Raw genomic sequence first — 21,845 nt, 5'->3', positions numbered from 1 at the left:
TGACACTCTTCGGCGTGTCGCGGTACGTGTCGGGAGAAGTTTCAGGGCACGCGCAACGTGCCCAGCAAGCCTTCTGAGAACACCTTGCTGAGTTGCTTGGTTATCACGAACATGTCGGCGGCATCGTCGACGAACCCGGCATAGAAGCCGACTCCCCACAGCATCGAATGCAGCATGTCGACGACGGCCACCTGCGCGATGTCCGCGCGAAGCTCGCCACGCGCGACCGCCTCCGCGACCAGCGTGGTGAGAAAGTTTCGCATCTCGGTGTCACCGTGCGACGACAGTTCGGGGTTGCGGCTGGCCTCGAGTCTTGCGCTCACCAGGAAGGCGAAGGTGGACCGGTCGCGATAGTCGGCTTCGTGGATGGCCGCGACGAGCGCCGACAACTGTTCGACGAGCGTCCCGTATCGCTGCGCCTTGGCAATGCAGTCCGCGATGACGTAGTTGGCCTCGCCGACCAGGGTCTCGAAGATCTCCTCGCGGGTCGCGAAGTAGTAGTGCAGCGTGGGCCTGCTCAGCCCCGCGGTGATGGCGATGGCCTGGAACGTCGCGGCTTGATAGCCCCGTTCGTTGATGACCTGCCGCGCCGCGCGCAGGATGCGATTCCGCGTCTCGGCCGAATCCGAGCCGACGGGGCGTCCCCGGCGCCGACGAGGCAGCGCGTGACCATCTAGTTGCGGCATGTCCAGACCTCACAAGCGAGGTGACCTGACCCCGCCTGGCAAACCGTATTGCATTGCTACTAAGTGGTCAACTAGTGCATGCCCGCAAACGTTCGTTCAGATGCTTCGCGACGGCAGGTGCCCGACATCGCCCACGGGTTCCGCGACGGGCTTCTTACGCACCGCGTCGACCATCATCACCGCCAGCGCCACCCAGATCAGTCCGAAGCCGATCCACCGGGCCGTGGGCATCGGCTCGTGACCGATCACCACGCCCCACGCCATCTGCAGGGCCGGGTTCAGGTAGAACAGCAGCCCGATGGTCACCAACGGCAACCGTTGCGCGGCCGCAGCGAAGAGCAGCAACGGGACGGCCGTGACGGGACCTGCCAACAACAGCAACACCGCGTGCGTCGTTCCGTAGTTGACGAAGTGGCCGTGTCCCAGCACCTCGAGGGTGATCAGGTAGCCGCCTGCCAGCGGCAACGCCAGAAAGGTCTCGACGGCCACGCTGACCCGGGGATCAGCCACCACCACCTTCTTCACCAGTCCGTAGAGCGCGAACGACACAGCAAGCGCGACGGCGATGTAGGGCGGCGCCCCCACCCCGACGGTCAACACCACGACCGCCGCCACGGCGATCACGAGTGCGACGAGTTGCCACCGTCCGATGCGTTCGCGGAACACCACCACGCCCAGCGCCACGGTGACGAGGGGGTTGATGAAGTACCCAAGGGCGGCGTCGACGACGTGGCCGTGCGTCGCCGCGTAGATGTAGACGCCCCAGTTCAGCGCGATCAGCGCCGACGCCGCCGTCAGCAGCAGCCAGGTGCGGCCGGTCAGCCTGCGCAGGTCCCCGAACCGGCGGGTCACCACCAGCACCAGCGCCAGGCTGACGGCGCTCCAGACGATGCGGTGCGCGAGCACCTCGAGGGAGCCCGCGGGAAGCAACAGCGGGAAGAAGCCGGGAAACAACCCCCAGCAGGTGAACGCCCCGACGCCGAACAGCATGCCCGACCGCTGGGTGGGTGCTGCTGCCATCTTCACAGTTCGTGGCTGCGCAACAGGTCGAGCGCGTGCTGGAGGTCGGCCGGGTAGGGGCTGGTGAACTCGACGCGCCGACCGTCGGCGGGATGGGCGAAGGCAAGCGACCGCGCATGGAGCCATTGACGTTCCAGCCCAAGCCTTTTCGCCAAGGTCGGGTCCGCGCCGTAGGTCAGGTCGCCGCAGCAGGGGTGGTGCAACGCCGCGAAGTGAACCCGGATCTGGTGGGTGCGACCCGTTTCGAGATGCACGTCGAGCAGGCTGGCCGCCTGGTGTGCCTCGAGGGTGTCGTAGTGCGTGATGCTGTGGCGGCCCTGCTCCGTCACGGCGAACTTCCAGTCGTGCCCACGATGCCGACCGATCGGTGCGTCGATGGTTCCGCTGGACGGGTCCGGATGACCTTGCACCAACGCGTGATAGCGCTTGTCCACAGTGCGTGCCTTGAACGCACGCTTGAGCAGCGTGTACGCGCGTTCGGAAATCGCCACCACCATGACGCCCGAGGTTCCGGCGTCGAGCCGGTGCACGATGCCCTGCCGCTCGTGGACACCCGACGTGGAGATCCGGAAGCCGGCCGCCGCCAATCCACCGAGCACAGTGGGGCCCGTCCAGCCCTGCGACGCATGGGCGGCCACGCCGGCCGGCTTGTCCACCGCGACGATGTCGGCGTCCGAGTAGAGAATCGTCATGCCCTCGACGTCCACCACGGGATTCTCAAGTGGCGCAGGCTCTTCGGGCAACTGGACTTCGAGCCACGCCCCAGCAGTCAATCGGTCCGACTTGCCGACGGCGACGCCATCCAGCTCAACGCCGCCCTGTTCGGCGATCGTCGCCGCAGCCGTCCGCGACAGCCCGAGCAGCCGGGAGAGCCCCGCATCGATGCGCATGCCGGCCAGCCCCTCGGGAACCGGCATCGAGCGGGTCGTCACTCCGGCTCGGCGTCGGGCTCGAGTTTCGCCGCCTTCTGGGCCGCGGCTGGTTCAGCCGCCTCCTCGGCGCCGGGCCGGCGCCGTCCCGCCACGTCGAAGTCGTATCCGAACAACGACAAACCGACCAGCAGGATCGCCCCGCCGACCACCGCGGGGTCGGCCACGTTGAACACCGGCCACCAGCCGATGGACAGGAAGTCGATCACGTGCCCTTGCAGCGGCCCGGGCCAGCGGAAGAATCGGTCCACCAGGTTTCCGAGCGCGCCGCCGAGAATCATGCCGAGCCCGAGCGCCCACCACGGGGACACCAACCTGCGGCCCATCCATACGATCCCGAACACCACACCCGTGGCGATCAGCGTCAGCGCCCAGGTGTACCCGGTGGCCATGGAGAACGCCGCTCCCGGATTTCGCACCAGCGTCCAGGTCACGGTGTCACCGATGATCGACACGGGCTGATTGGGCGTCAGCAGCGCGACGGCAAGCACCTTGGTCACGACGTCGAGCGCCAGCACGACGGCAGCGACCGAGATCAACAACCTCAGCCGACGCCGCGGCTGCGGTTCGGCTGTCTCGTCCGTGGTCGTCGCCTCGGTCGAGTCGGTCGTTTCGTCAGTCACTGGTCCATCATCCCAAACACTGCCTGGGCGGCTCCGCTCCCGCCCGCGGTAGCTCATCCCCATGGTGAACAATCGCCGCATGAGCCGCGTCGTCGTCATCACCACCGGAGGCACCATCGCGACGAGCACCGGCACCGACGGCGTCGCACGTCCGACGCAAACGGGAGCCGATCTCGTCACGGGCCTCGACGCTCACTTCGACGTCGACGTCGTCGACCTCGCGGCCGTGGATAGCAGCAGGCTGACGCCCAGCGACTGGGATCGGATCAGCGCCGCGGCACGGGCGGCGGTGAGCGCTGGTGCGGACGGCGTGGTGATCACCCACGGCACCGACACCATGGAGGAGACCGCCCTCTGGCTCGACGCGACCTACGCCGGGTCGACGCCCGTCGTCCTGACCGGTGCAATGCGTACCAGCGACGAGCCCGATCCCGACGGCCCGGGCAATCTCGTCGACGCGCTGGCGGTGGCCGCGAGCCCAGCCGTCCGTGACCTCGGCGTGCTGGTCGGCTTCGCAGGCACCGTGTGGCAACCGCTCGGATTGACGAAGACGGGCGCGCAGTTCAGCGGGTCCGCGCTCGGCAGGGTCGAGGGGGGTCACGTGACGATCAATGCGGCGAAGCGGCGGCCCTTCCTCGGAAGTGCGGCCGCCGGGGACGCGCCCCGGGTGGACGTGGTCGCGGTGTTCGCGGGCAGTGACGCCGTGGCCATGGACGCGTGCGTGGCGGCCGGTGCGCGCGGCATCGTGCTGGAGGCCCTGGGTTCGGGCAACGCGCCCGACGCCGTGGTCGACGGCGTGAAGCGCTGCCAACGCAACGGGGTGGCGGTCGCGATCTCGACTCGGGTACCCGGCGCGACGGTCACCGCCAGGTACGGGCCAGGGCGGGCACTGGTCGACGCGGGTGCGGTGGTGGTGCCGAGCCTGCGGCCCGCTCAAGCCCGAGTGTTGATGATGGCCGCGCTGGCGGTTGGTTCACCCGTCGCCGACGTCTTCGCCAGCTGGGGCTGACCGCGCGATCCACGCTGCGACGTACTCCGGCCAGTCGAGGCTGTCGAGGGGGTCGGCCCGCTGCACGTCGGCGATGTCGTCGGCGAACGTGCGCATCACCCCGGGGCCGCTAGCGCGCGTCTCGAACCGCACGCTCATCACGCCGTGACCCGCACCCTGCACCCAGCCGTGCCCGAACTGCGCGTGCGTGACGTCGTCGCCGATGCGCCACCCCGAGGCCACCGGTGGCGCCGCGACCGCGGGACCCGTGTGGTGGCTGTCGGAGGCCTCGAAGACCTGGTCGAGGTCGGGAAACAGCGATTCCTGCCTGACGTCGGACAACCCGGAGAACCCGACGCCGACGAGGCGGATCGGACCGATCTCGATGGGGTCGAGCAACAACCGGCGGGCGGTCGCGATCAAGGTCGCCGGCTCGGCCGTTGCGTACGGCAGGGTGGCCGAGCGGGTCAGGGTGCTCATGTCGGACTTCTTCAACTTGACGGTCACCGTGCGCGCGCCGCGGCCATCGTGTTCCAGTCGGCGGTGCGCGTGCTCACCGATCGGGCCGATAGCGTCGCGAAGCTGGTCGAGTGTGGTCAGATCCTCGGCGAACGTGGACTCCGCGCTGATCTGCTTCGAGCTGGACCGCTCGGCGACCGGTCGGTCGTCGATTCCCTTGGCCAGCTTGTGAAGTGCCAGCCCGACCGCCGTCCCGAGCACGTCGGCCACCTCGGACTCCGCTAGCGCCGCGAGTGCCCCGACGGTGTCGATGCCGAGGCGGTGAAGCCGCTCCTCGGCCACCGGTCCGATCCCCCACAGCCGACGCACCGGGAGCGCGGCGAGCAGCGTCGCTTCCTCGTCACGGCGCACGACGCGAATGCCGTCCGGTTTGGCCAGCCCGGACGCGATCTTGGCGAGCTGCTTGCCCGAGCCCGCCCCGACCGAGGCCACCAAGCCGGTCTCGGCGCGCACCCTGGCGCGCAGGTGTTCGCAGAACCGCTCGACGTCCTGCGCGTCTGCCCCGACGAGTTCGGCGGGCTCCCCAAATGCCTCGTCGAACGACAACTGCTCGAGTACCGGAACGACTGCCCGCACGGTGTCCAGCACGCGCCCGCTGGCCGCCCCGTAGACGGCACCGCGTGGGGGCAGCACGACCGCGGGCGCACCAACCAGCTTGCGGGCCTGGTGCATCGGCATCGCCGAGCGGGCGCCGAACACGCGCGATTCGTAGCTGGCACCCGCGACGACGCCACGTCCACCGAGCCCGCCGACCAGGACGGGCCTGCCCCGCAGCGTCGGGCGGGTGAGTTGCTCGACGGACGCGAAGAAGGCGTCCATGTCGAAGTGCAGCACCCACCGGCCCGCCGGTTGCGCACCGGCTCGAGCGTCGACGGAGGTCACCACCGTGATGCTAAGCCGCTAGCCTGACGTTCATGACGCAGCAGGGCCGTGAGGTGCCGATCCGAGGCGGATCGATTCGTCTCGGCCAGTTCCTGAAGCTCGCGGATCTGATCGAAAGCGGCTCGGAAGCCAAGGGCGTGATCGCCGACGGCGAGGTCACGGTCAACGGCGAGGTCGAACTCCGAAGAGGGCGACAGTTGCGCAGCGGAGACACCGTGTCGATCGGCGAGCAGACCGCGCGCGTCACCGAGGAGTGAGCGCGGCGGTCAGCCGTCACGCCTTGACGATCGCGACCTTCACGCCGTCGCCGAGTTCCACCGCGTCGGCGGGCTCACCGAACTCGAAGCTGGTCGCCAGGATCTCGCCGGCGATCAGGTCGGCGTGCGTGCGTGCCCACGCCTCCCGCTCGGCGGGTACCGCGATGACGACGCGGATCCGGTCGGACACGTCGAGGCCGGTGGACTTGCGCAGCTCCTGAAGCTCGCGGATGCGGTCCTTGGCCCAGCCTTCGGCTTCGAGCTCGGGCGTCACCGTTCCGTCGAGCACCACCAATCCGGCCCCGTCTGGCAACGACGCGGTCCACTCAGGTTCCGCCGCAACCAGTTTCGAGGAGTATTCCTCTGGCAGAAGCGTCGCTGGACCCGCAGTGAGCGTGCCGTCCGGATTCACCACACCAGCTCCGGCCTTGACCGCCTTGATCGCCGCCTGAACGTCCTTGCCCAACCGTGGCCCAGCCGTGCGGGCGTTGACCGTCAACTCGAAGCGACCGTAGGCGTCGATGTCGTTGGACAACTCGACGCGCTTCACGTTGAGCTCGTCGGTGATGAGCTCAACGAACGGCCGCAATGCATCCGGATCCTCCACTGCAACAGTGAGTTTCGGCAGCGGAAGGCGCACCCTCAACTTGTTGGCCTTGCGCAGTGACGACGCCGCAGAACACACGTCGCGAACCTGGTCCATGGCGGCCACCAGGTCCGGGTCGGCCGGTACCTCGCCTGGCTCGGGCCAGTCCGTCAGGTGCACGGACCGTTCGCCCGTGACGCCACGCCAGATCACCTCGGCGATGAGCGGCAGCAGTGGCGCGGCCAGCCGGCCCGTCACCTCCAACACCGTGTGCAGGGTGTCGACGGCGTCGGCGTCCTCTTCCCAGAACCTCGAACGCGACCGTCGCACATACCAATTGGTGAGTGCCTCGGTGAACTGCCGAAGTTCGTCGCAGGCTCGCGAGATGTCGCACACGTCCAGCGACTCGGTGAGGTCGTCGCGCAGCGCGGCGAGCTTCGCGAGGATGTAACGGTCCAGCACGTTGGCCGAGTCGGTGCGCCACGTCCCCTTCTTGGGCGCGTACAGCGTCAGGAAGGTGTAGGCGTTCCAGAACGGCAGCAGCACCTGGCGCGCGCCGTCGCGAATGCCCGGCTCGGTGACCACCAGGTTCCCCCCGCGCAGGATGGGCGACGCCATCAGGAACCAGCGCATCGCGTCCGAGCCGTCGCGGTCGAAGACCTCGTTCACGTCGGGATAGTTGCGCAGCGACTTGCTCATCTTCTGCCCGTCGCTACCCAGCACGATGCCGTGGGACACGCACGTCTTGAACGCGGGCCGGTCGAACAGGGCGGTGGCAAGGACGTGCAGCAGATAGAACCAGCCGCGGGTCTGGCCGATGTATTCGACGATGAAGTCGGCGGGATTGTGGGCATCCACCCCGGATGCGTTCCCATCACCGCTGACGCCGTCGAACCACTTCTGGTTCTCGAATGGATAATGCACCTGCGCGTACGGCATCGAGCCGGAGTCGAACCAGACGTCGAACACGTCCTCGATGCGGCGCATCGTCGACTGGCCGGTGGGATCGTCGGGATTCGGCCGGGTCAGCTCGTCGATGTAGGGCCGGTGCAGATCAACCGGGCGCACGCCGAAGTCCCGCTCCAGTTCGTCGAGGCTGCCGTACACGTCGAGGCGCGGATACGTCGGGTCGTCGGACTTCCACACCGGAATGGGGCTGCCCCAGTACCGGTTTCGCGAGACCGACCAGTCTCGCGCACCCTGCAGCCACTTGCCGAACTGGCCGTCCTTGACGTGCTCCGGGTACCAGGTGATCTGCTGGTTGAGCTCGACCATGCGGTCCCGGAACTCGGTGACCTTGATGAACCACGACGACACCGCCCGGTAGATGAGCGGATTCCGGCACCGCCAACAGTGCGGATAGGAGTGGTCGTAGGTCTCGTGCCGCAGCAGCACCGGCGCGTTGGTGGCCGCCGGGCCGGTGCCGTTCTTGAGGTCCCGGATGATCTGGGGGTTGGCGTCGAACACGTGCTGGCCCGCGTAGTCCGGCACGGTCGCATCGAAGCGGCCCTTGGAGTCGACCGGGGTGACGGCGACGATGTCGGCGGCATCGGCGGTCGTCTTGTCGTCCTCGCCGTAGGCGGGCGCGAGGTGCACGATGCCGGTGCCGTCCTCGGTGCTGACGAACTCGGCGGGCAACACGCGAAAGGCGTTGGGCGAGTCCATGAAGTACGGGAATGGCGGCAGATAGCCGGTGCCGAGCAGCTGTCGGCCGGAATAGGAGCCGACCACTGTCGGCTCCTCACCGAGTTCGCGGGCGTAGGCGGCCAACCGCGCCGCCGCCAGGATGAACCGCTTGCCGTCGACCTCCACCACCACGTAGTCGACGTCGGGGTTGACCGCGACCGCCTGGTTGGACGGCAGCGTCCACGGGGTCGTGGTCCAGACGAGCAGGTACGCGCCGGCCAGTTCTCCAGCGGCAACTTGGAACCCGACGGTCAGCGCGGGGTCCTGACGCGACTGGTAGACGTCATCGTCCATGCGCAGCTCGTGGCTGGACAGCGGGGTCTCGTCGTTCCAGCAGTACGGCAATACTCGGTAGCCCTCGTAGGCCAACCCCTTGTCCCACAACTGCTTGAACGCCCAGAGCACCGACTCCATGAAGCTGGGATCCAGCGTCTTGTAGTCATTGTCGAAGTCGACCCACCGCGCCTGACGGGTCACGTACGCCCGCCACTCCTGGGTGTACTTCAGCACCGACGCACGACACGCCTCGTTGAACTTGTCGATGCCGAGCGCTTCGATCTGGCTCTTCTCGGTGATGCCGAGCTGGCGCTGCACCTCGAGTTCGGCGGGCAACCCATGGGTGTCCCAGCCGAATCGGCGCTCCACCTTGTAGCCGCGCATGGTTTGGTAGCGCGGCACGATGTCCTTGACATAGCCGGTGAGCAGGTGACCGTAGTGCGGCAGGCCGTTCGCAAAGGGCGGACCGTCGTAGAAGACGAATTCCTTCGCGCCGTCGCGGCGGTCGATGCTGGCGCGGAAGGTCCCGTCGCGCTCCCAGTAGTCGAGCACTTCGGTTTCCAGTTCCGGGAAGCTGGGGGCTCCGCTCGCCGGCTTGGGGTAGGCGCTCATCGCTCGTGGTCTCCTGTGCCCAGGTTCGTTCAGGCACGGGGACGACGACGCGCAGGTTGCGCGAGTGCCGCGGTACCACCCCGCTTGCGCACCGACGGTGCGCCGCTCGACTGCGGGCGGTGACGGGCCCGACCGTTCGGTTCTAGTGGGCCGGGCGGATGCCACGACCGTTCTTCCGAAGGCTCCCCGGTGATGGCCGGATCGACGCCGTTGCCGACGATTCTAGAGGTGTCGGCCTTCGGTCAGTACGCGGCCGCCAGTTCGGCGGTGGCCAGGATCGGCGGTGCGGCCTCGGACGTCAGCTCGATCATGGCGTACGGGAACTGTTCGGCGAGCTCCTGCACGGTGTACGGCTCGAAGCTGCGGGTGTCGTACCACCACTCCAGCGCCAACTCGGTTCCGGCTACGTGCGCGTGGACTTCGAGGAAGTGGCCGAACCGTGCCGGCCGAGCCATCGGGACGCCGTAGGCGAACAGCACGTCCGACATCGGGTCCGTGCCCGGATCCTCGGGGACCGGACGCAACATGCGCTGGGCGGACAGAGCGGCCAGCGAGTGGTGAACGCTGGCCAGCATGTCGGTGGCAGGCATCCGGTCGGGTCCAACGCAGGCAAGTGCCACTGGGTAGCTGGCGTTGGCCTCGCGGGCCACGTCGACGGCGACGAATCCGTCGCCGATGGTCCGTTGGATTGCGCGGCCGAGCGCGGCCAGCAGGATCTCTTCGCAGGTCAAGCCCGTTGCGGTGGCCGCACCCTCGAGTTCCTGGGTGAGCACACTCGACAGCGTGGCCGAGTGCCTGCCCAAGTCGTCGGCGCCGGGTAGCCCGGTGGCGTCGTAGTCAGTCAAATGCAAGTTTGCGCGCATCATGGTGACCAAGCTACACCGATGTCCCAAAAATGGGACACATCTGCCAAAACTGTGACGCCGGTGTCAATAAAGGGTCCGCACACCCTTTTGCGGTTGCTACTGCCCAATGACGGGAAAACACCGCTATTGTGTAGCGGTGCCACGTACCGATGAGAACGGCAGACAGCTAAAGGCGCTGCTCGACTACCTGCTCGATGGCGACATCGACGCCAAGGCGATCTACGACGCACTTGGCACGTCGAGTAGCACGTACTACCGCCGCATCAAGGAACCTGACTACCCCAATGCCGAGGAGCTTCGGCAGGTGGCCGACAGGTTCGCGCTCAGCTACCCCGATCTGCAGGTCAGGTTCGGTCTGATGAGTCGCGAGGAAGTGTGGAGCTACCTCGAGTCCGCTCCCCTCTCCGTAGCCACCGCGACCGAGCCACGCACCGAGGTCAGGAAGGTCTCGCGACCCAAGCTGTCCCAGTTAGCTCCGCGCCCCGACGCACCGCCGCTTTAGCAGTAGAATTCTTGCGGCTGGACTCTCGGATCAAAGGCAACCCATGACGATCACCGTGCTCATCGCGATCACGCTCTTGTGCATCGCGTGGAGTCTGTGGATTCGTCGCGTCACCTGGTCGTGCCGCTGGGAGGTTGCCGCCACCCTCAACATCGCCCTTCAGGGCCTCGCCCTACTGCTGATGTCACCCTGGGCGTCCGAGACCATCGGACATGGGCTGCATCGCCTCACCGGCATGTGGAACCTCGAGGACTACCTCGGCCACGACGCCTACATCGTGGCCGCCTCGGCAATCGTCTACAACGCACTCGGCCGGCTGCAGGACGACCATGCGATGCAGCAGACCTTCAAGCAGTACGTGGAACGGCCCGCCACGCTGTGCATTCCACTTCTGTTGGCTACCTTCTCCTTCGGCGCCGGAGCCCACGTCTACCGCGCCGACTTCTTCGAGGTGCCCACCGACTTCTGGCTGGCCGCCTACTGGGTGCTGCTGTGCGGCACGCTCATCTATTTGCTCGGCTATGGCTCACGAGCCCTTCTGGTGCTGCGCAAGGATCCGCGGTCGCGCAAGATCGCCAACGTCTACCTCGTCGCCTCGGTCAGCGGCATCGCCGCATGCGTCGTCCGCATCACCACGTCGTTCGTACCGTCCCTGCAGCCCATCGAGAACGGCACCCTGGTCTGGATCCTCGCCTGCGGCTGCGGCGCAGGTTTCGCGCTGGCGTCGGCGCACTCTTGGCGCATCAAGACCAAGTGGTTCAGTAAAGCCAACCACTGATCTGGCTCAGCTGGACGTCGAGAACCGCCGCACCAACGACTGCTTCAACTCCGGACGACTGGCCGCGACCAGCGTGAAGGTCGCGTCGCGGGCCACTAGTTGCGCTGGCGACGTCCTCAGCAGCGCCGGACCCCCGCTGTTCGCAACCACCGCGGCCGCGGCACGCACCGCCAACTCAGCCGCCTCGGCGCGGGCCTCGAGCAGGGCCGCCGAATCGGCCAGCCCAGCATCCAGCCGGGCCCGCACGGCGGTCGCGTCGGCGCGCAGACGCTCCGCCGCATCGGGCCGACCCCCATCGTCGAGCAGCTCGATGCAACGGCGCACGACTCCGATTGGAAGAGTGCCGTTGAGCCGGGAGCCGAAGTTCTGATTGGCCATGAAGTCAGCCCGCGTCACGCGGCTGACCACGCGGTCGTCCGGAATGACGAGTCCGTCGACGTCGATCGACACCGTCTTGGTTGCGTCCGCGACGAACAGCGACTGCGCCTGCACAGACGTGATGCCCGGTTGCACCTCTGCGGCCAGCACGCCGGACACGATGTCGCCGGAGGCGTTGTCCCCCGCCGAGAACTGGATGACGTCGATGACGCCCCAGCCGCTGACGAACGGAGCGTGGCCGACAAGGCGCCACCCGCCATCGATGCGATCGGCGCGCATCCGGGGCGGCACCGGCACCGCGCCGGCGAACGCCACCCCGCCACGTGTCCGCCCCGCGGCCAAGTCGGGTAGCAATTCGTCGCGCAGCGCGGTGTTCGTCGTTGCCGACAGCGCGGCGAGCATTCCGTGGTGCTGCACCCAGGTGAACGCCGTCGCCAGGCAGCCGGCGGCCATCAGTTCGAGGATCTCGATGAGGTCTCCGAAACCGAGGTCGGGCCCGCCGAGGTGTGCGGGGACGGCGATTCCGTAGAGCCCCACTTCGGCAAGGGAGCGCCAGTGTGTGTCGGGGATCTCACCGGTCTCGTCGACGTCGAGTGCTGCAGGAAACAGCACCGATTCCGCAATCTCACGTGCGCGGTCAACCAGCGACTCGGTCACGGCGACGACACTAGCGGTCGGCGCGACTGCCGTGTGGACTCCCGATTCGGCGGCGGGCGAGTCGTCCGTCCGATCATGCAGCGATGTACCACGACCAGCTCCGGCTACTGCGGACGGAGCTCCTCGCCGGAACGTCGGCTTCGGCGCCAGTCCCGTCGAACTGCTGCTCGCGGCTGGTATTTTCAGATCCAACCCACGGTATCGGGGCAAAGGTATCGAATTCTGGTGAACAGCAATTGATTTGCAGCATCCACCAACTCGCGTCCAGTCGGCGACCGATGTGACACGTACGTAACAGGCTGCGCCGTAGTCCATTTCGGTAAGGTGCGCATCGCGTGGTCCAATTCCCTAAGCTGACCCACACGTCGCTTCACTCGCTTGCAGAAAGGGTTGTCCATGCTGGACTCGCCAATTCCCGCGATCCTTCGTGAGCGGGCGAGCCTGCAACCGAACGATTCCGCGTTCACCTTCATCGACTACGACGTCGACCCCGACGGCGTCGAGGAGACGCTGACCTGGGGTCAACTCAACCAGCGGGTAACCACCCTGGCGGCCGAGCTTCGGCAGCACGCGGAGATCGGCGATCGCGTCGTCATCATGGCGCCCCAGAGTATGTGGTACATCCTCGGATTCCTCGCCGCGTTCCAGGCGAACCTCATCGCCGTGCCACTGTCCACCCCCACCCCGGGTGCCCACGACGAGCGCGCCGCGGCGGTGCTGAAGGATTGCACTCCCACCGTCATCCTCACGACGTCGGCGATGGCGGGCGAGGTGCTCCGCTACGCCAAGGCCGCGGACGGTGCGTCCGCCCCGACAGTGCTCGAGATCGACCAACTCGATCTCACCGTCCGCGTCGGCCGCTCTTCGCGGTCGCGGCGCGAAACACCACCCGAGACTGCCTATCTGCAATACACCTCCGGGTCGACCCGTACGCCGGCCGGGGTCATGGTGTCGCAGCGCAACCTGCTCGCGAACTTCGAGCAGCAGGTTTCGGCATTGCTCAGCGAGTACGGACGGGTTGGGCCGCCCGGGACGACGCTGGTGTCTTGGCTGCCCTTCTACCACGACATGGGTCTGATTCTTGGCATCTGCGCGCCGATCCTGGGCGGGTGGCACTCGGTCGTGATGACCCCCCTCGCCTTCCTTGCGCGGCCGGCCCGTTGGATCCAACAGCTGGCCCGCAGGCCCCACGCGCTGACCGCGGCACCGAACTTCGCGCTCGACCTCGCCGCGTCGCGAACGACCGACGACGACCTCGCCGGCCTCGACCTCGGCGACGTCGTGGCAATCGTCTGCGGTGCCGAACGCGTCCAACCCGTTTCGGTGCGACGATTCACTCAGCGGTTCACCGACGTCGGTTTCCAACCCAAGGTCATTCGCCCTTCCTTCGGCCTCGCCGAGGCCACGCTCTACGTCGCGACGCACGAACCAGGCGAAGCGCCGTCGGTCGTGACCTTCGACCCTGAGAAGTTGACCGCAGGCGTGGCGAAACGCACCACTGTCGGAACGTCACTGATCAGCTATGGCACGCCTGACTCACCGCGAGTCCGCATCGTCGACCCGGACACCCGACTCGAGACGCCTGCGGGGACCATCGGTGAGATATGGGTGCAGGGTGACAACGTGTGCCGCGGCTACTGGAACAAACCCGACGAGACCGAGCACACCTTCCGCGGCGTGATCGCCCATCCGACCGACGGGACGTCGAACGACAATTGGCTGCGCACAGGTGATCTCGGATTCACCGACGACGGTGAGCTGTTCATCATCGGCCGCATCAAGGATCTCCTCATCGTTCGCGGGCGCAACCACTACCCCGACGACATCGAAGCCACCGTAGGGGCGGTGTCAGGTGGCCGCGTCGCCGCCATCTCGGTCGAGGACGACACCACCGAACAGCTGGTTGCGATCGTCGAGGTGAAGCCCCGTGCGACCGAGGAAGCGACGCGGGCGAAGCTCAACGACGTCAAGAGTGCTGTCACGTCGGCGATCTCGCAGGCGCACGGCATCAGCGCCGCAGACCTGGTACTGGTGGCACAGGGCGCGATCCCGATCACAACCAGCGGCAAGATCCGACGACAAGCGTGCGCGGAGCGGTACCGACAGGGCGAGTTCATCCGATTGGATGCCTGACCCCAGATGACGCCACCCCCCTCAGCGGATCTCCTTCCACACCTTGCTGACGGACCTCCTGAACAGGAACACCGTCGCCGAGTTGGCGAACCAACTCCACAGCAACCGCGGCCAGCCCACCTCATGTGCTCGACGTCCGGTATGGAACACCGTGATGTCGTTGACGAATCGCGTACGACCGATCTTGGACAGCCGTCGGAAGAGGTCCATGTCCTCGGCGGCGGCCAGTCGTTCGTCGAAGCCACCCACCTTCCAAAAGGCCTCCCCGGTGATCATCTGGAACTCGCCTCCGGCCGCCCCGATCCGAAACACGTTGTTCTGCAGGAAGAACTGCAGACCCAGCATGGTGAAGACGTAGCGGTCGGCGAGTGTGGCCAACTCCGGGAACACGCGATAGTTGACGGTGATGGCAACGAGACCGGGGCGTTTGCGGAATACCTCGCGCGCGGTAGCGAAGAACGCGTCGATGTCTGGAATCACCACGTCGGCGTCGACGAAGACCAGGTAGTCGCCCTTCGCCGCGGCCGCTCCCATGTTCCGCGCCATGGCGATGGTCTGCCTGGCGGGCTCGTCGTAGACGAGGACGTGATCGGCGTACTGGCGGCACAGCTCGATGGTCCCATCGTGGCTGTTCCCGTCGGAGACGATCACTTCGTGTTCACCGGAGTACTCCGCCAAGGTCTTCAGCGTCTGTTCGATGGTCTTCGCCTCGTTCAGCGTCGGAATGACGAACGAAATCATCCTCGTACCAAGCCTTTCGCCTTCGCGGTCATCGTTGGCGGCATTCCCGTAATTGACGCGCGTGGCCGAAACAACAACGGCGCGACCAGAATTGATCCTAGCGCGCTACGAACGGCAAGGTGTGCAGCGTGATCGAAGTCGACGGCATCGCGAAGTCGTTCGGGCCCATGCCCGCATTGCGGGACGTCAGTTTTTCCGTTCCGACCGGCTCGGTCTGCGGGCTGCTTGGCCACAACGGCGCGGGCAAGACCACAGTCGTCAAGATCCTCTCCACCTTGCTCGTGCCCACCGCCGGCCGGGCGCAGGTCGCCGGATTCGACGTCGTCGAACAACCCGACCACGTCCGGGCGAGTATCGGCGTGACCGGACAGGATGCCGCGCTGGACTCCACCATGACCGGTCGGGAGAATCTGGTGCTGTTCGCGCGACTGCGCGGCATGGGGCGCAGGCAAGCGCGTTTGCGCGCAGCCGAACTCATCGCGCACTTCGACCTCGAGTACGCCGCCGACCGCCAGGTGAGTACCTATTCCGGCGGCATGCGGCGCCGCATCGACATCGCCGTGTCACTCGTCGTCCCGCCCAAGGTGCTATTCCTCGACGAGCCAACGACCGGACTGGACCCGCGAAGCCGGCGCGACGTGTGGGCGCTGGTGGCGGAGCTGGCCGCCCAGGACGTCACGGTCCTGCTCACCACGCAGTACCTCGAAGAAGCCGACGTGCTCAGTGACTCGATCGTGATTCTCGACGCAGGCCGAGTCATCGCCACGGGTACGTCCGAAGACCTCAAACGACGGATGGGGTTTAGCTATTGCCAAGTGACACCGCTTCACCCCGAAGACCTTTCGCGCGTCGTGGCGGTGGTCGGCGACTACGCCGAAGTAGAGGTCGACGCCGATGGGAACACGGTGTCGGTGCCTGCTCCACACGGGGCGGCGACGCTCAGCGAAGTGCTCCGCCGGCTGGACGAAGCCGGGGTTGAACTCATCGACATCTCGTTGCGGAAGCCATCCCTCGACGAGGTGTTCCTGCACCTCACCGGTCCCACCCTCACGGTATGACCGCCGTTCTCGCGCTCACCGAGCGAGTCGTCCGCAGCGGATACCGCGACCAGGACATCGCTTTCGCCGTGCTGGCGCCGATGCTCACCTTCGTGGGCTTCACCGTCGCGCTGCGGAGCGTCATCGATACGGGGGGCATGAGTTACCCGCAGTACGTGCTTCCTGCCGTGGTGGTGCAGGCGATGCTGTTCGGTGCGCTCAACACCACAGACCGCGCCGCCACCGAACACTCCTCTGCCTTCGGAACACGCCTGCGCACCCTTCCGATTTCGGTGTACGCGCCACTGCTGGCGCGAATTCTTTACTGCCTGCTGCGCGGGGTGCTCGCCCTGGTTGCAGCGATCGGAGTGGCACACTTCTTCGGGTTTCGCATGGACGGCGGATTCGGCTACGGATTGGCCTTCGCCGCAATGTCGCTGACGTTGACGCTGGCCTTGTCCTTGGGCGCGGAAGCTACGGGTGCGCGCGCCAAGCGCGTCGACACGTCAAGCCAACTATTGCTCATCCCCCAACTTCTCCTCGTGCTGTTGTCGACCGGGATGGCCCCCGTCGACTCCTTTCCCGGCTGGCTGCATCCCTTCGTTCAGTACCAACCCATCTCGCAGATCACCGAGACATTGCGAGGATTCGCCGTCGGGCACGTGTCCGGCCCGAACCTCGCCGTCAGCCTGGCCTGGTGTCTAGGCCTTCTGGTCGTGCTCGGGGCGATGGCAGTCAGGAGCCAACAGAGGTCTGATGAGCATTAATCCACCGCCGCGCACCTCGCTAGCGGCGGAAAGCACCGTCCTCGCGGGCAGGCTGCTCAAACAGTGGCGCCGCAGTCCGACGGTTCCGCTCCAATCCTTGCTGTTCCCAACCATTCTGCTGATCGTCTACGACCTACTCGTCGGCAAGTCCTTGACCCGGCTCACGGGAGGCGACAGTCTCGACGTCGTCGTCTCGATGTGTGCCCTTGCTGGAGGGTTCTCCGGTGCGCTGGCGGCCGGGTTGTCCATCCCCGCCGAACGTGACAGCGGCCTCATCAGCCGCTTCTGGGTTCAGCCAATACATCGGGCCAGTGCCCTGACCGGAATTCTGCTGGCAGAGGCAGCGCGAACGCTGGGCGCCACACTGCTGATCATCGCCGTGGGGTTGCTCCTCGGCTTGCGCTTTCACGGCGGTGTGGCGGCCGCCATCCTCTTCGTCGTGCTGCCGGTGCTCTGGGTGGTCGTCTACGCGACGATCGTCGTGTTCGTGGCGTTGCGATACCAGAACCGCACGCTGTTGACGTGGTTGAGCACGGTGTCGCTCGGTGCGGTGTTCTGCAGTTCTGCAGTGGTTCCGATGAATCTGATTCCGTCCTGGCTGCAGTTGGTCATTCGCATTCAGCCGATGTCGCCCACCGTCGAAGCGATGCGGACGCTGGCCCGCGGCGGCTTCGCCGTCGGACCTCTGCTTGCGACGTTCGCGTGGATCGCGGTGCTCGGTGCCGTAGTGGGCAGCGCAGCGATACGGAGTTATCGAAGTGCGGCCCAATCCTGAACGCGATTTACCCAAACGTGAATTATTCAATGCGCGTGAATTGCCCAAAGATGCTGTGGTGACACTGAATACAGGGTAGTTTGCTAGTGAGAAATACGGATTCGAATTATCGTGGGGGTGTTTGAGATTTCGACGACGAAGCAGTGTTTAGTCACCATTCCGGCATTCGGATCCGACTCCCTGACTCATGGAGTGCTACCGGACGTCGCGGCGGAGAATGACCTCGTCGACCTGTTGATCATCGACAACGGCGGAAGCTACAAGAAGATCGGTGACGAATGGGTGATCAAGCCGGGCTCCAACATCGGTTGGGCGGCGGCCTCCAACATGGGTTTTCGGATTGCGTTCACTCGCGGATACCGGTATGGCTTGACCTTGAACAATGACACCCGGCTGTCCCCCGGCTTCTTCGCTGGACTGCTCGACCCGAGACTGCCGGACGATGCGGGGATCATCGGACCGACATATGACGACAGTTGGTGGCCCACACAAGTTTCGGACTTCGAGGGTGCCGCAAGTGAGTACCGGCCGGCGGATTGCTTCCGGGAGGTGCCGATGGTGGACGGCACCGCGATGTTGCTTTCGTCGGCGGCCTGGGAGCGCGTCGGTGGGCTCGACGAGCGTTCGTTCGGCAGGTTCGCGTGGGGGGCGGACATCGATCTGGCGTTCCGGGTGAGCGAAGCGGGCTTCGGCGTCTACGTCACCGAACGTTCGTTCCTCAACCATCGGAGCAAGTCAAGCGCGAGCGCGGCCTTCGGTAAACATCGCTACGTCATCAGGGCGAACCGAGACTGCACCAAGGCGATGAAGCGAATCCACGGCCGAAACACCTTCCGCGCCTTGAAGAAGACCATCCCCGTGCGTCGACCGCTACCAGACGCGAACGGCAACTAGCGATCACCTGATCCACCGCGCCAGATCGTGGCCACCAGGCTGGCCTTGTGCACGGCAACTTCGTATGGGCACGTCATGTCGGCGTCCTCGGGATCCTCGTCCAGCTTGCATTCCGCGAACTCCGCGTCTGCCGCCGCTGCGGCGCGGCTCCGGCGTGCCGTTTCGAGCACTTGGCGCGGCGTCTTCGACGGCCACCAGTTCGCGTCACCCAGCAGAGCGGCGGTCGCGGGCACCGTGATGGTGCGCACGATGAACGTGTCCAGCAGCAGGCCAACGCCGATCACGAAACCCATCTGCACGGCGGTGGCCAGGCTGCTCACCGTCAGCGCGAGCATCGACGCCGCGAAGATCAAGCCGGCAGAGGTGATCACCCCGCCGGTGGCACCGACCGTCTTGATCACCGCCGACCGCACCCCCAGCTTCGCCTCGTCGCGTATTCGCGAGATCAGCAGCAGGTTGTAGTCCGCACCGACTGCGACCAGCACGAGGAACGCCATGCCCGGCACGCTCCACGACAATTCCTGGCCGAGCACGAATTGGAAGAACACCACGCCGATGCCCAACGCGGACACGAACGAAAGCACCACCGACAGCATGAGATAGATCGGCGCCACCACCGCGCGCAGAATGACCGCCAGGATCAGGAACACGACAACGAGCGTCATCAGGATGATGTAGCGGAGGTCGGCGTTGTAGTAGTTGCGGATGTCGCTTTGCACTGGCGAGAAGCCGACCATCGAGATCTGCGCATTGGCCAGCGTGGTGTTGGGCCTTGCGCTGTCGGCGGCGGCGATGATGTCGTCGACCTGATCCATCGCATCGACGCCGAACGGGTTGAGTGCGGTCTGGACGAGGTACCGGACGGTGTGGCCGTCGTCGGAGACGAACAGCTTCGCGGCCTTCTTGAACTCCTGCTGGGTAAGGATCTGCGGCGGGATGTAGAAGCCGGACATCGGCGGGTCGGAGGCGTCACGCCTCATCGCCAGCAGGAAACCCGACGCCTGGTCGAGGCCACTGCCCATGTTCCTGGTCTGATCCACCAGTATCTGGACGCCGTCGGCCAGCTGTTGGCTCGAGTCCGCCAACGTGTTCACTCCGGTGCGGACTTCGTCGATGCGCTGATCCATCGCTTTCGGATCGTCGACGCCAAGCTCTCGAGCGGCGTCGACCGCCGTGTCCAGACTCTTTCCGACGCTGCGCAAGGTTTGATCGAGCGTCGCGGTGCCCTTCGTCTCCCGCAACGCCGCAGCGAGCGCAATGAAGTAGTTCATGGTCGTCGGGTTGTACTGGTTGACCGTGCGCTGCAATTCGTTGCGCGACGTCACGCAGGCGGGGTCGAGGTTGCATACCGGACTGCCATTGAGCGCAGACAGCAGCGATGATGATGACCGGTAGACCTCGGTGACCTGGTCGAGGTTGTCACCGAGTGCATCGCCAACCGAGTTCATGTTGGCGACCAGGTTCGCGGTCTTGTCGATCTCGTCCAACGTGGCCTGGCCGCCGAACTTGGCCTGCATGTCCGTGAGCGCACTCATCAGACCGCGAACGGATCCGATGGAGTCGATGACCTGCGTCCTGATCTGGCCTAGCACATCGGCCATCTGATGCGCCCCGCCACTGAGCAGGTTCAGGTTGCCTTCGTTGTTGGCGATCTGGCCCGATGCGTCGGCCAGTTTGGAGCCGACCTCGCCGGCCTGATACGTGGACTTCGCCTCCTGCAACATCGCGCCGGTCGGTCGTGTGATGCCGCGCACCATGTCGATGCCCCGCACCTGACTGATGCGCTGCGCCATCTGCTCAAGGTCCGCCAACGCCTTCGGCGACCGCAGGTCCGTGTCGGGCACGTACACCTGGACGAACTGCTGCATCGTGCTGCTGATCGGAAAGTGCCGCACCATCGCGTTGTACCCGAGGTTGCTCGGGGCGTCCGCCGGCAGGTTCTGCCGATCGTCGTAGCTGTACTTCGCCAGGCCCGCGCAGCCGGCCAACGCCAGCAGGATCACCAGACTGGCGGCAAGGTGGCTGACCGGTCTGCGCACGATGTGCGTGGCCGACCGTCGCCAGAATCTGCCGGTGAGGTCCTTGCGAGGTTTGATCCACCCGCGCCGCCCGGTGAGCACCATGAGCGACGGCAAAAACGTCAGCGCTCCGAAGAGCGCGATGGCGATGGTAACCGCCAGCGACGGACCGACCGTCAGGAACGCCCCCAGTGTCGCGAACGACAGGCCGAGGAACGTCAGCGCCACTGTCGCCGCCGATCCCGTGATGACCTCGCCAATGGTCGTCAGTGACTTGATCACGGCGTCGTCGGAGCTCATCCCGCTGCGTAGACATTCCTGATAACGACTGAATAGGAATACGGCGTAATCGGTGCCCGCACCCATGAGCATGCCGGTCATCAGCATCATGGTCTGGGGTCCCAGAGAGATTCCCAACTCACCGAGGCCCGCGACCACCTGCTGTGCCACGCCCATCGACACGCCGATGGTGAGCAACGGAAGCAACATCGCGACCAGACTGCGATAGACGATCACCAGGATGACGAATACCGTGACGACCGTGGCCGTCTCGATGACGTGCTGATCCCGGACGCCGATGTCGTTCAAGTCGTCGAACGTCGCCGCGGCGCCAACCACGTCGACGCTCAGCGCAGACCCCTTGGTCGCCGCGTGAACCGTCTCGAGTGCGTTTCGGTATGCCTCCTGTCCGGAAGCGGTGCCCATCGTCCCGGCCATGTTGACGGGAAGCGTCCAGGCCTTGCCGTCCTTGCTCTGCATGACCTGGCGGAGCTCGGGGATGGACACGAAGTCCTGCGTGGAGATGACGTTGGTGGGGTCAGCCCGCAGCTGGCTCACCAGGTGTCGGTAGGTGTCCTCGTCGGCCGGAGTCAAGCCGTTCTCGTTCGTCAACACGACGACTGCGAGATTGCCCCCGTCGGCCTCCTTGAACGCTTCCTTCATGTGTTGGCCCGCAACCAGTACCGGCGAGTCGGACGGCAGGAAGTCGGGCGGATTGCGCTGCGCGACGACCGCCAGCGGAGCAATCGTCAGGAACAGTACCGCGGTCAGTGCCAACCAGGCCGCGATGACCGCGATGGGGTGCCGAACCACCAGCCGGCCCAGCGACTCGAACACGTGGTGAACAGATGCACCACGGATTTCGGCGCGTCTGAACACCATCCGAGGCTACACCCGCAAACCCGTGCGCGGCCCCGCGACGACGGACCCGCTACTCGTCGACGCACGCGATTGGC

At 66.0% G+C, this 21,845-nt stretch carries 19 protein-coding genes; 9 read left to right on the top strand and 10 right to left on the bottom strand.

Features of this window, described 5'->3' with window-relative positions; translation table 11 throughout:
- Nucleotides 1-41: 41 nt before the first annotated feature.
- From SLQ33_RS12685 to lspA, 4 genes are all read right to left on the bottom strand, one after another.
- Entirely contained in the window at nucleotides 42-686 is a 645-nt protein-coding gene (locus tag SLQ33_RS12685) for a TetR/AcrR family transcriptional regulator (protein ID WP_319454184.1), read from the bottom strand.
- A gap of 96 nt (nucleotides 687-782) precedes the next feature.
- Nucleotides 783-1,676, bottom strand: coding sequence for an EamA family transporter RarD (gene rarD, locus SLQ33_RS12680; RefSeq protein ID WP_319454366.1), 894 nt, complete (start codon nucleotides 1,674-1,676; stop codon nucleotides 783-785).
- A gap of 32 nt (nucleotides 1,677-1,708) precedes the next feature.
- Nucleotides 1,709-2,638, bottom strand: a complete 930-nt coding sequence (locus SLQ33_RS12675) for an RluA family pseudouridine synthase (RefSeq protein ID WP_319454183.1) — start codon at nucleotides 2,636-2,638, stop codon at nucleotides 1,709-1,711.
- The gene (lspA, locus tag SLQ33_RS12670; protein ID WP_319454182.1) at nucleotides 2,635-3,258 is read right to left on the bottom strand and encodes a signal peptidase II; all 624 of its coding nucleotides are present in this window, start codon (nucleotides 3,256-3,258) and stop codon (nucleotides 2,635-2,637) included. The genes SLQ33_RS12675 and lspA overlap by 4 nt, the downstream gene beginning before the upstream one ends.
- Nucleotides 3,259-3,337: 79 nt before the next feature.
- On the opposite strand from lspA, the gene SLQ33_RS12665 reads away from it, so the two are divergent.
- On the top strand, nucleotides 3,338-4,267 hold the full coding sequence (locus SLQ33_RS12665) for an asparaginase (RefSeq protein WP_319454181.1): 930 nt from the start codon (nucleotides 3,338-3,340) through the stop codon (nucleotides 4,265-4,267).
- Here the strand turns inward: SLQ33_RS12665 and SLQ33_RS12660 are convergent.
- Nucleotides 4,232-5,584, bottom strand: coding sequence for a DNA polymerase IV (locus tag SLQ33_RS12660; protein ID WP_413467645.1), 1,353 nt, complete (start codon nucleotides 5,582-5,584; stop codon nucleotides 4,232-4,234). The two genes, SLQ33_RS12665 and SLQ33_RS12660, sit on opposite strands and share 36 nt — an antisense overlap.
- 95 nt (nucleotides 5,585-5,679) lie before the next feature.
- On the opposite strand from SLQ33_RS12660, the gene SLQ33_RS12655 reads away from it, so the two are divergent.
- A complete protein-coding gene (locus tag SLQ33_RS12655; protein ID WP_319454179.1) occupies nucleotides 5,680-5,904 on the top strand; it encodes an RNA-binding S4 domain-containing protein in 225 nt (74 codons plus the stop codon).
- A gap of 16 nt (nucleotides 5,905-5,920) precedes the next feature.
- On the opposite strand, the gene ileS is transcribed toward SLQ33_RS12655, so the two are convergent.
- Both ileS and SLQ33_RS12645 read right to left on the bottom strand, forming a co-directional pair.
- Nucleotides 5,921-9,064, bottom strand: a complete 3,144-nt coding sequence (ileS, locus tag SLQ33_RS12650; protein WP_319454178.1) for an isoleucine--tRNA ligase — start codon at nucleotides 9,062-9,064, stop codon at nucleotides 5,921-5,923.
- Nucleotides 9,065-9,306: 242 nt separating this feature from the next.
- Nucleotides 9,307-9,930, bottom strand: coding sequence for a hypothetical protein (locus tag SLQ33_RS12645; protein WP_319454177.1), 624 nt, complete (start codon nucleotides 9,928-9,930; stop codon nucleotides 9,307-9,309).
- Between the two features lie 136 nt (nucleotides 9,931-10,066).
- Between SLQ33_RS12645 and SLQ33_RS12640 the strand changes: the two genes are divergently transcribed.
- Together SLQ33_RS12640 and SLQ33_RS12635 are read left to right on the top strand one after the other, a co-directional pair.
- Nucleotides 10,067-10,432 carry an XRE family transcriptional regulator gene (locus tag SLQ33_RS12640; protein ID WP_319454176.1) on the top strand — a complete coding sequence of 122 codons (366 nt, stop codon included), beginning with the start codon at nucleotides 10,067-10,069 and terminating at the stop codon, nucleotides 10,430-10,432.
- A gap of 43 nt (nucleotides 10,433-10,475) precedes the next feature.
- Nucleotides 10,476-11,210 (top strand): hypothetical protein, encoded by a 735-nt coding sequence (locus tag SLQ33_RS12635; RefSeq protein ID WP_319454175.1) that lies wholly within the window; start codon nucleotides 10,476-10,478, stop codon nucleotides 11,208-11,210.
- A 6-nt stretch (nucleotides 11,211-11,216) separates the two neighbouring features.
- Here the strand turns inward: SLQ33_RS12635 and SLQ33_RS12630 are convergent, their stop codons facing one another.
- Complete coding sequence (locus tag SLQ33_RS12630) at nucleotides 11,217-12,245, bottom strand: acyl-CoA dehydrogenase family protein (protein WP_319454174.1); 1,029 nt, start codon at nucleotides 12,243-12,245, stop codon at nucleotides 11,217-11,219.
- Between the two features lie 396 nt (nucleotides 12,246-12,641).
- Here SLQ33_RS12630 and SLQ33_RS12625 point away from each other — a divergent pair, with 396 nt between their 5' ends.
- On the top strand, nucleotides 12,642-14,378 hold the full coding sequence (locus SLQ33_RS12625) for an AMP-binding protein (protein ID WP_319454173.1): 1,737 nt from the start codon (nucleotides 12,642-12,644) through the stop codon (nucleotides 14,376-14,378).
- A 21-nt stretch (nucleotides 14,379-14,399) separates the two neighbouring features.
- Here SLQ33_RS12625 and SLQ33_RS12620 read toward each other — a convergent pair whose 3' ends face one another.
- Nucleotides 14,400-15,119 carry a glycosyltransferase gene (locus tag SLQ33_RS12620; RefSeq protein WP_319454172.1) on the bottom strand — a complete coding sequence of 240 codons (720 nt, stop codon included), beginning with the start codon at nucleotides 15,117-15,119 and terminating at the stop codon, nucleotides 14,400-14,402.
- A gap of 128 nt (nucleotides 15,120-15,247) precedes the next feature.
- Here SLQ33_RS12620 and SLQ33_RS12615 point away from each other — a divergent pair, with 128 nt between their 5' ends.
- The 4 genes from SLQ33_RS12615 (at nucleotide 15,248) to SLQ33_RS12600 (ending at nucleotide 18,592) form a co-directional block, all read left to right on the top strand.
- Nucleotides 15,248-16,177: an ATP-binding cassette domain-containing protein gene (locus SLQ33_RS12615; RefSeq protein WP_319454171.1), complete on the top strand. Its 930-nt coding sequence runs from the start codon at nucleotides 15,248-15,250 to the stop codon at nucleotides 16,175-16,177.
- Nucleotides 16,174-16,923, top strand: a complete 750-nt coding sequence (locus tag SLQ33_RS12610) for an ABC transporter permease (RefSeq protein ID WP_319454170.1) — start codon at nucleotides 16,174-16,176, stop codon at nucleotides 16,921-16,923. Before SLQ33_RS12615 ends, SLQ33_RS12610 begins: the two co-directional genes overlap by 4 nt.
- A complete protein-coding gene (locus SLQ33_RS12605; protein WP_319454169.1) occupies nucleotides 16,913-17,698 on the top strand; it encodes an ABC transporter permease in 786 nt (261 codons plus the stop codon). Before SLQ33_RS12610 ends, SLQ33_RS12605 begins: the two co-directional genes overlap by 11 nt.
- Nucleotides 17,699-17,815: 117 nt before the next feature.
- Entirely contained in the window at nucleotides 17,816-18,592 is a 777-nt protein-coding gene (locus tag SLQ33_RS12600) for a glycosyltransferase family 2 protein (RefSeq protein ID WP_319454168.1), read from the top strand.
- Here the strand turns inward: SLQ33_RS12600 and SLQ33_RS12595 are convergent.
- Nucleotides 18,589-21,771: an RND family transporter gene (locus tag SLQ33_RS12595; protein ID WP_413467638.1), complete on the bottom strand. Its 3,183-nt coding sequence runs from the start codon at nucleotides 21,769-21,771 to the stop codon at nucleotides 18,589-18,591. The two genes, SLQ33_RS12600 and SLQ33_RS12595, sit on opposite strands and share 4 nt — an antisense overlap.
- Nucleotides 21,772-21,845 lie beyond the last annotated feature (74 nt).

Origin of the sequence: Mycobacterium sp. RTGN6 (assembly GCF_033804605.1) — a bacterium.
GTDB lineage: Bacteria > Actinomycetota > Actinomycetes > Mycobacteriales > Mycobacteriaceae > Mycobacterium.
The sequence above is the reverse complement of the archived record's forward strand: the minus strand, read 5'-3'. Positions and strand labels throughout refer to the sequence as shown.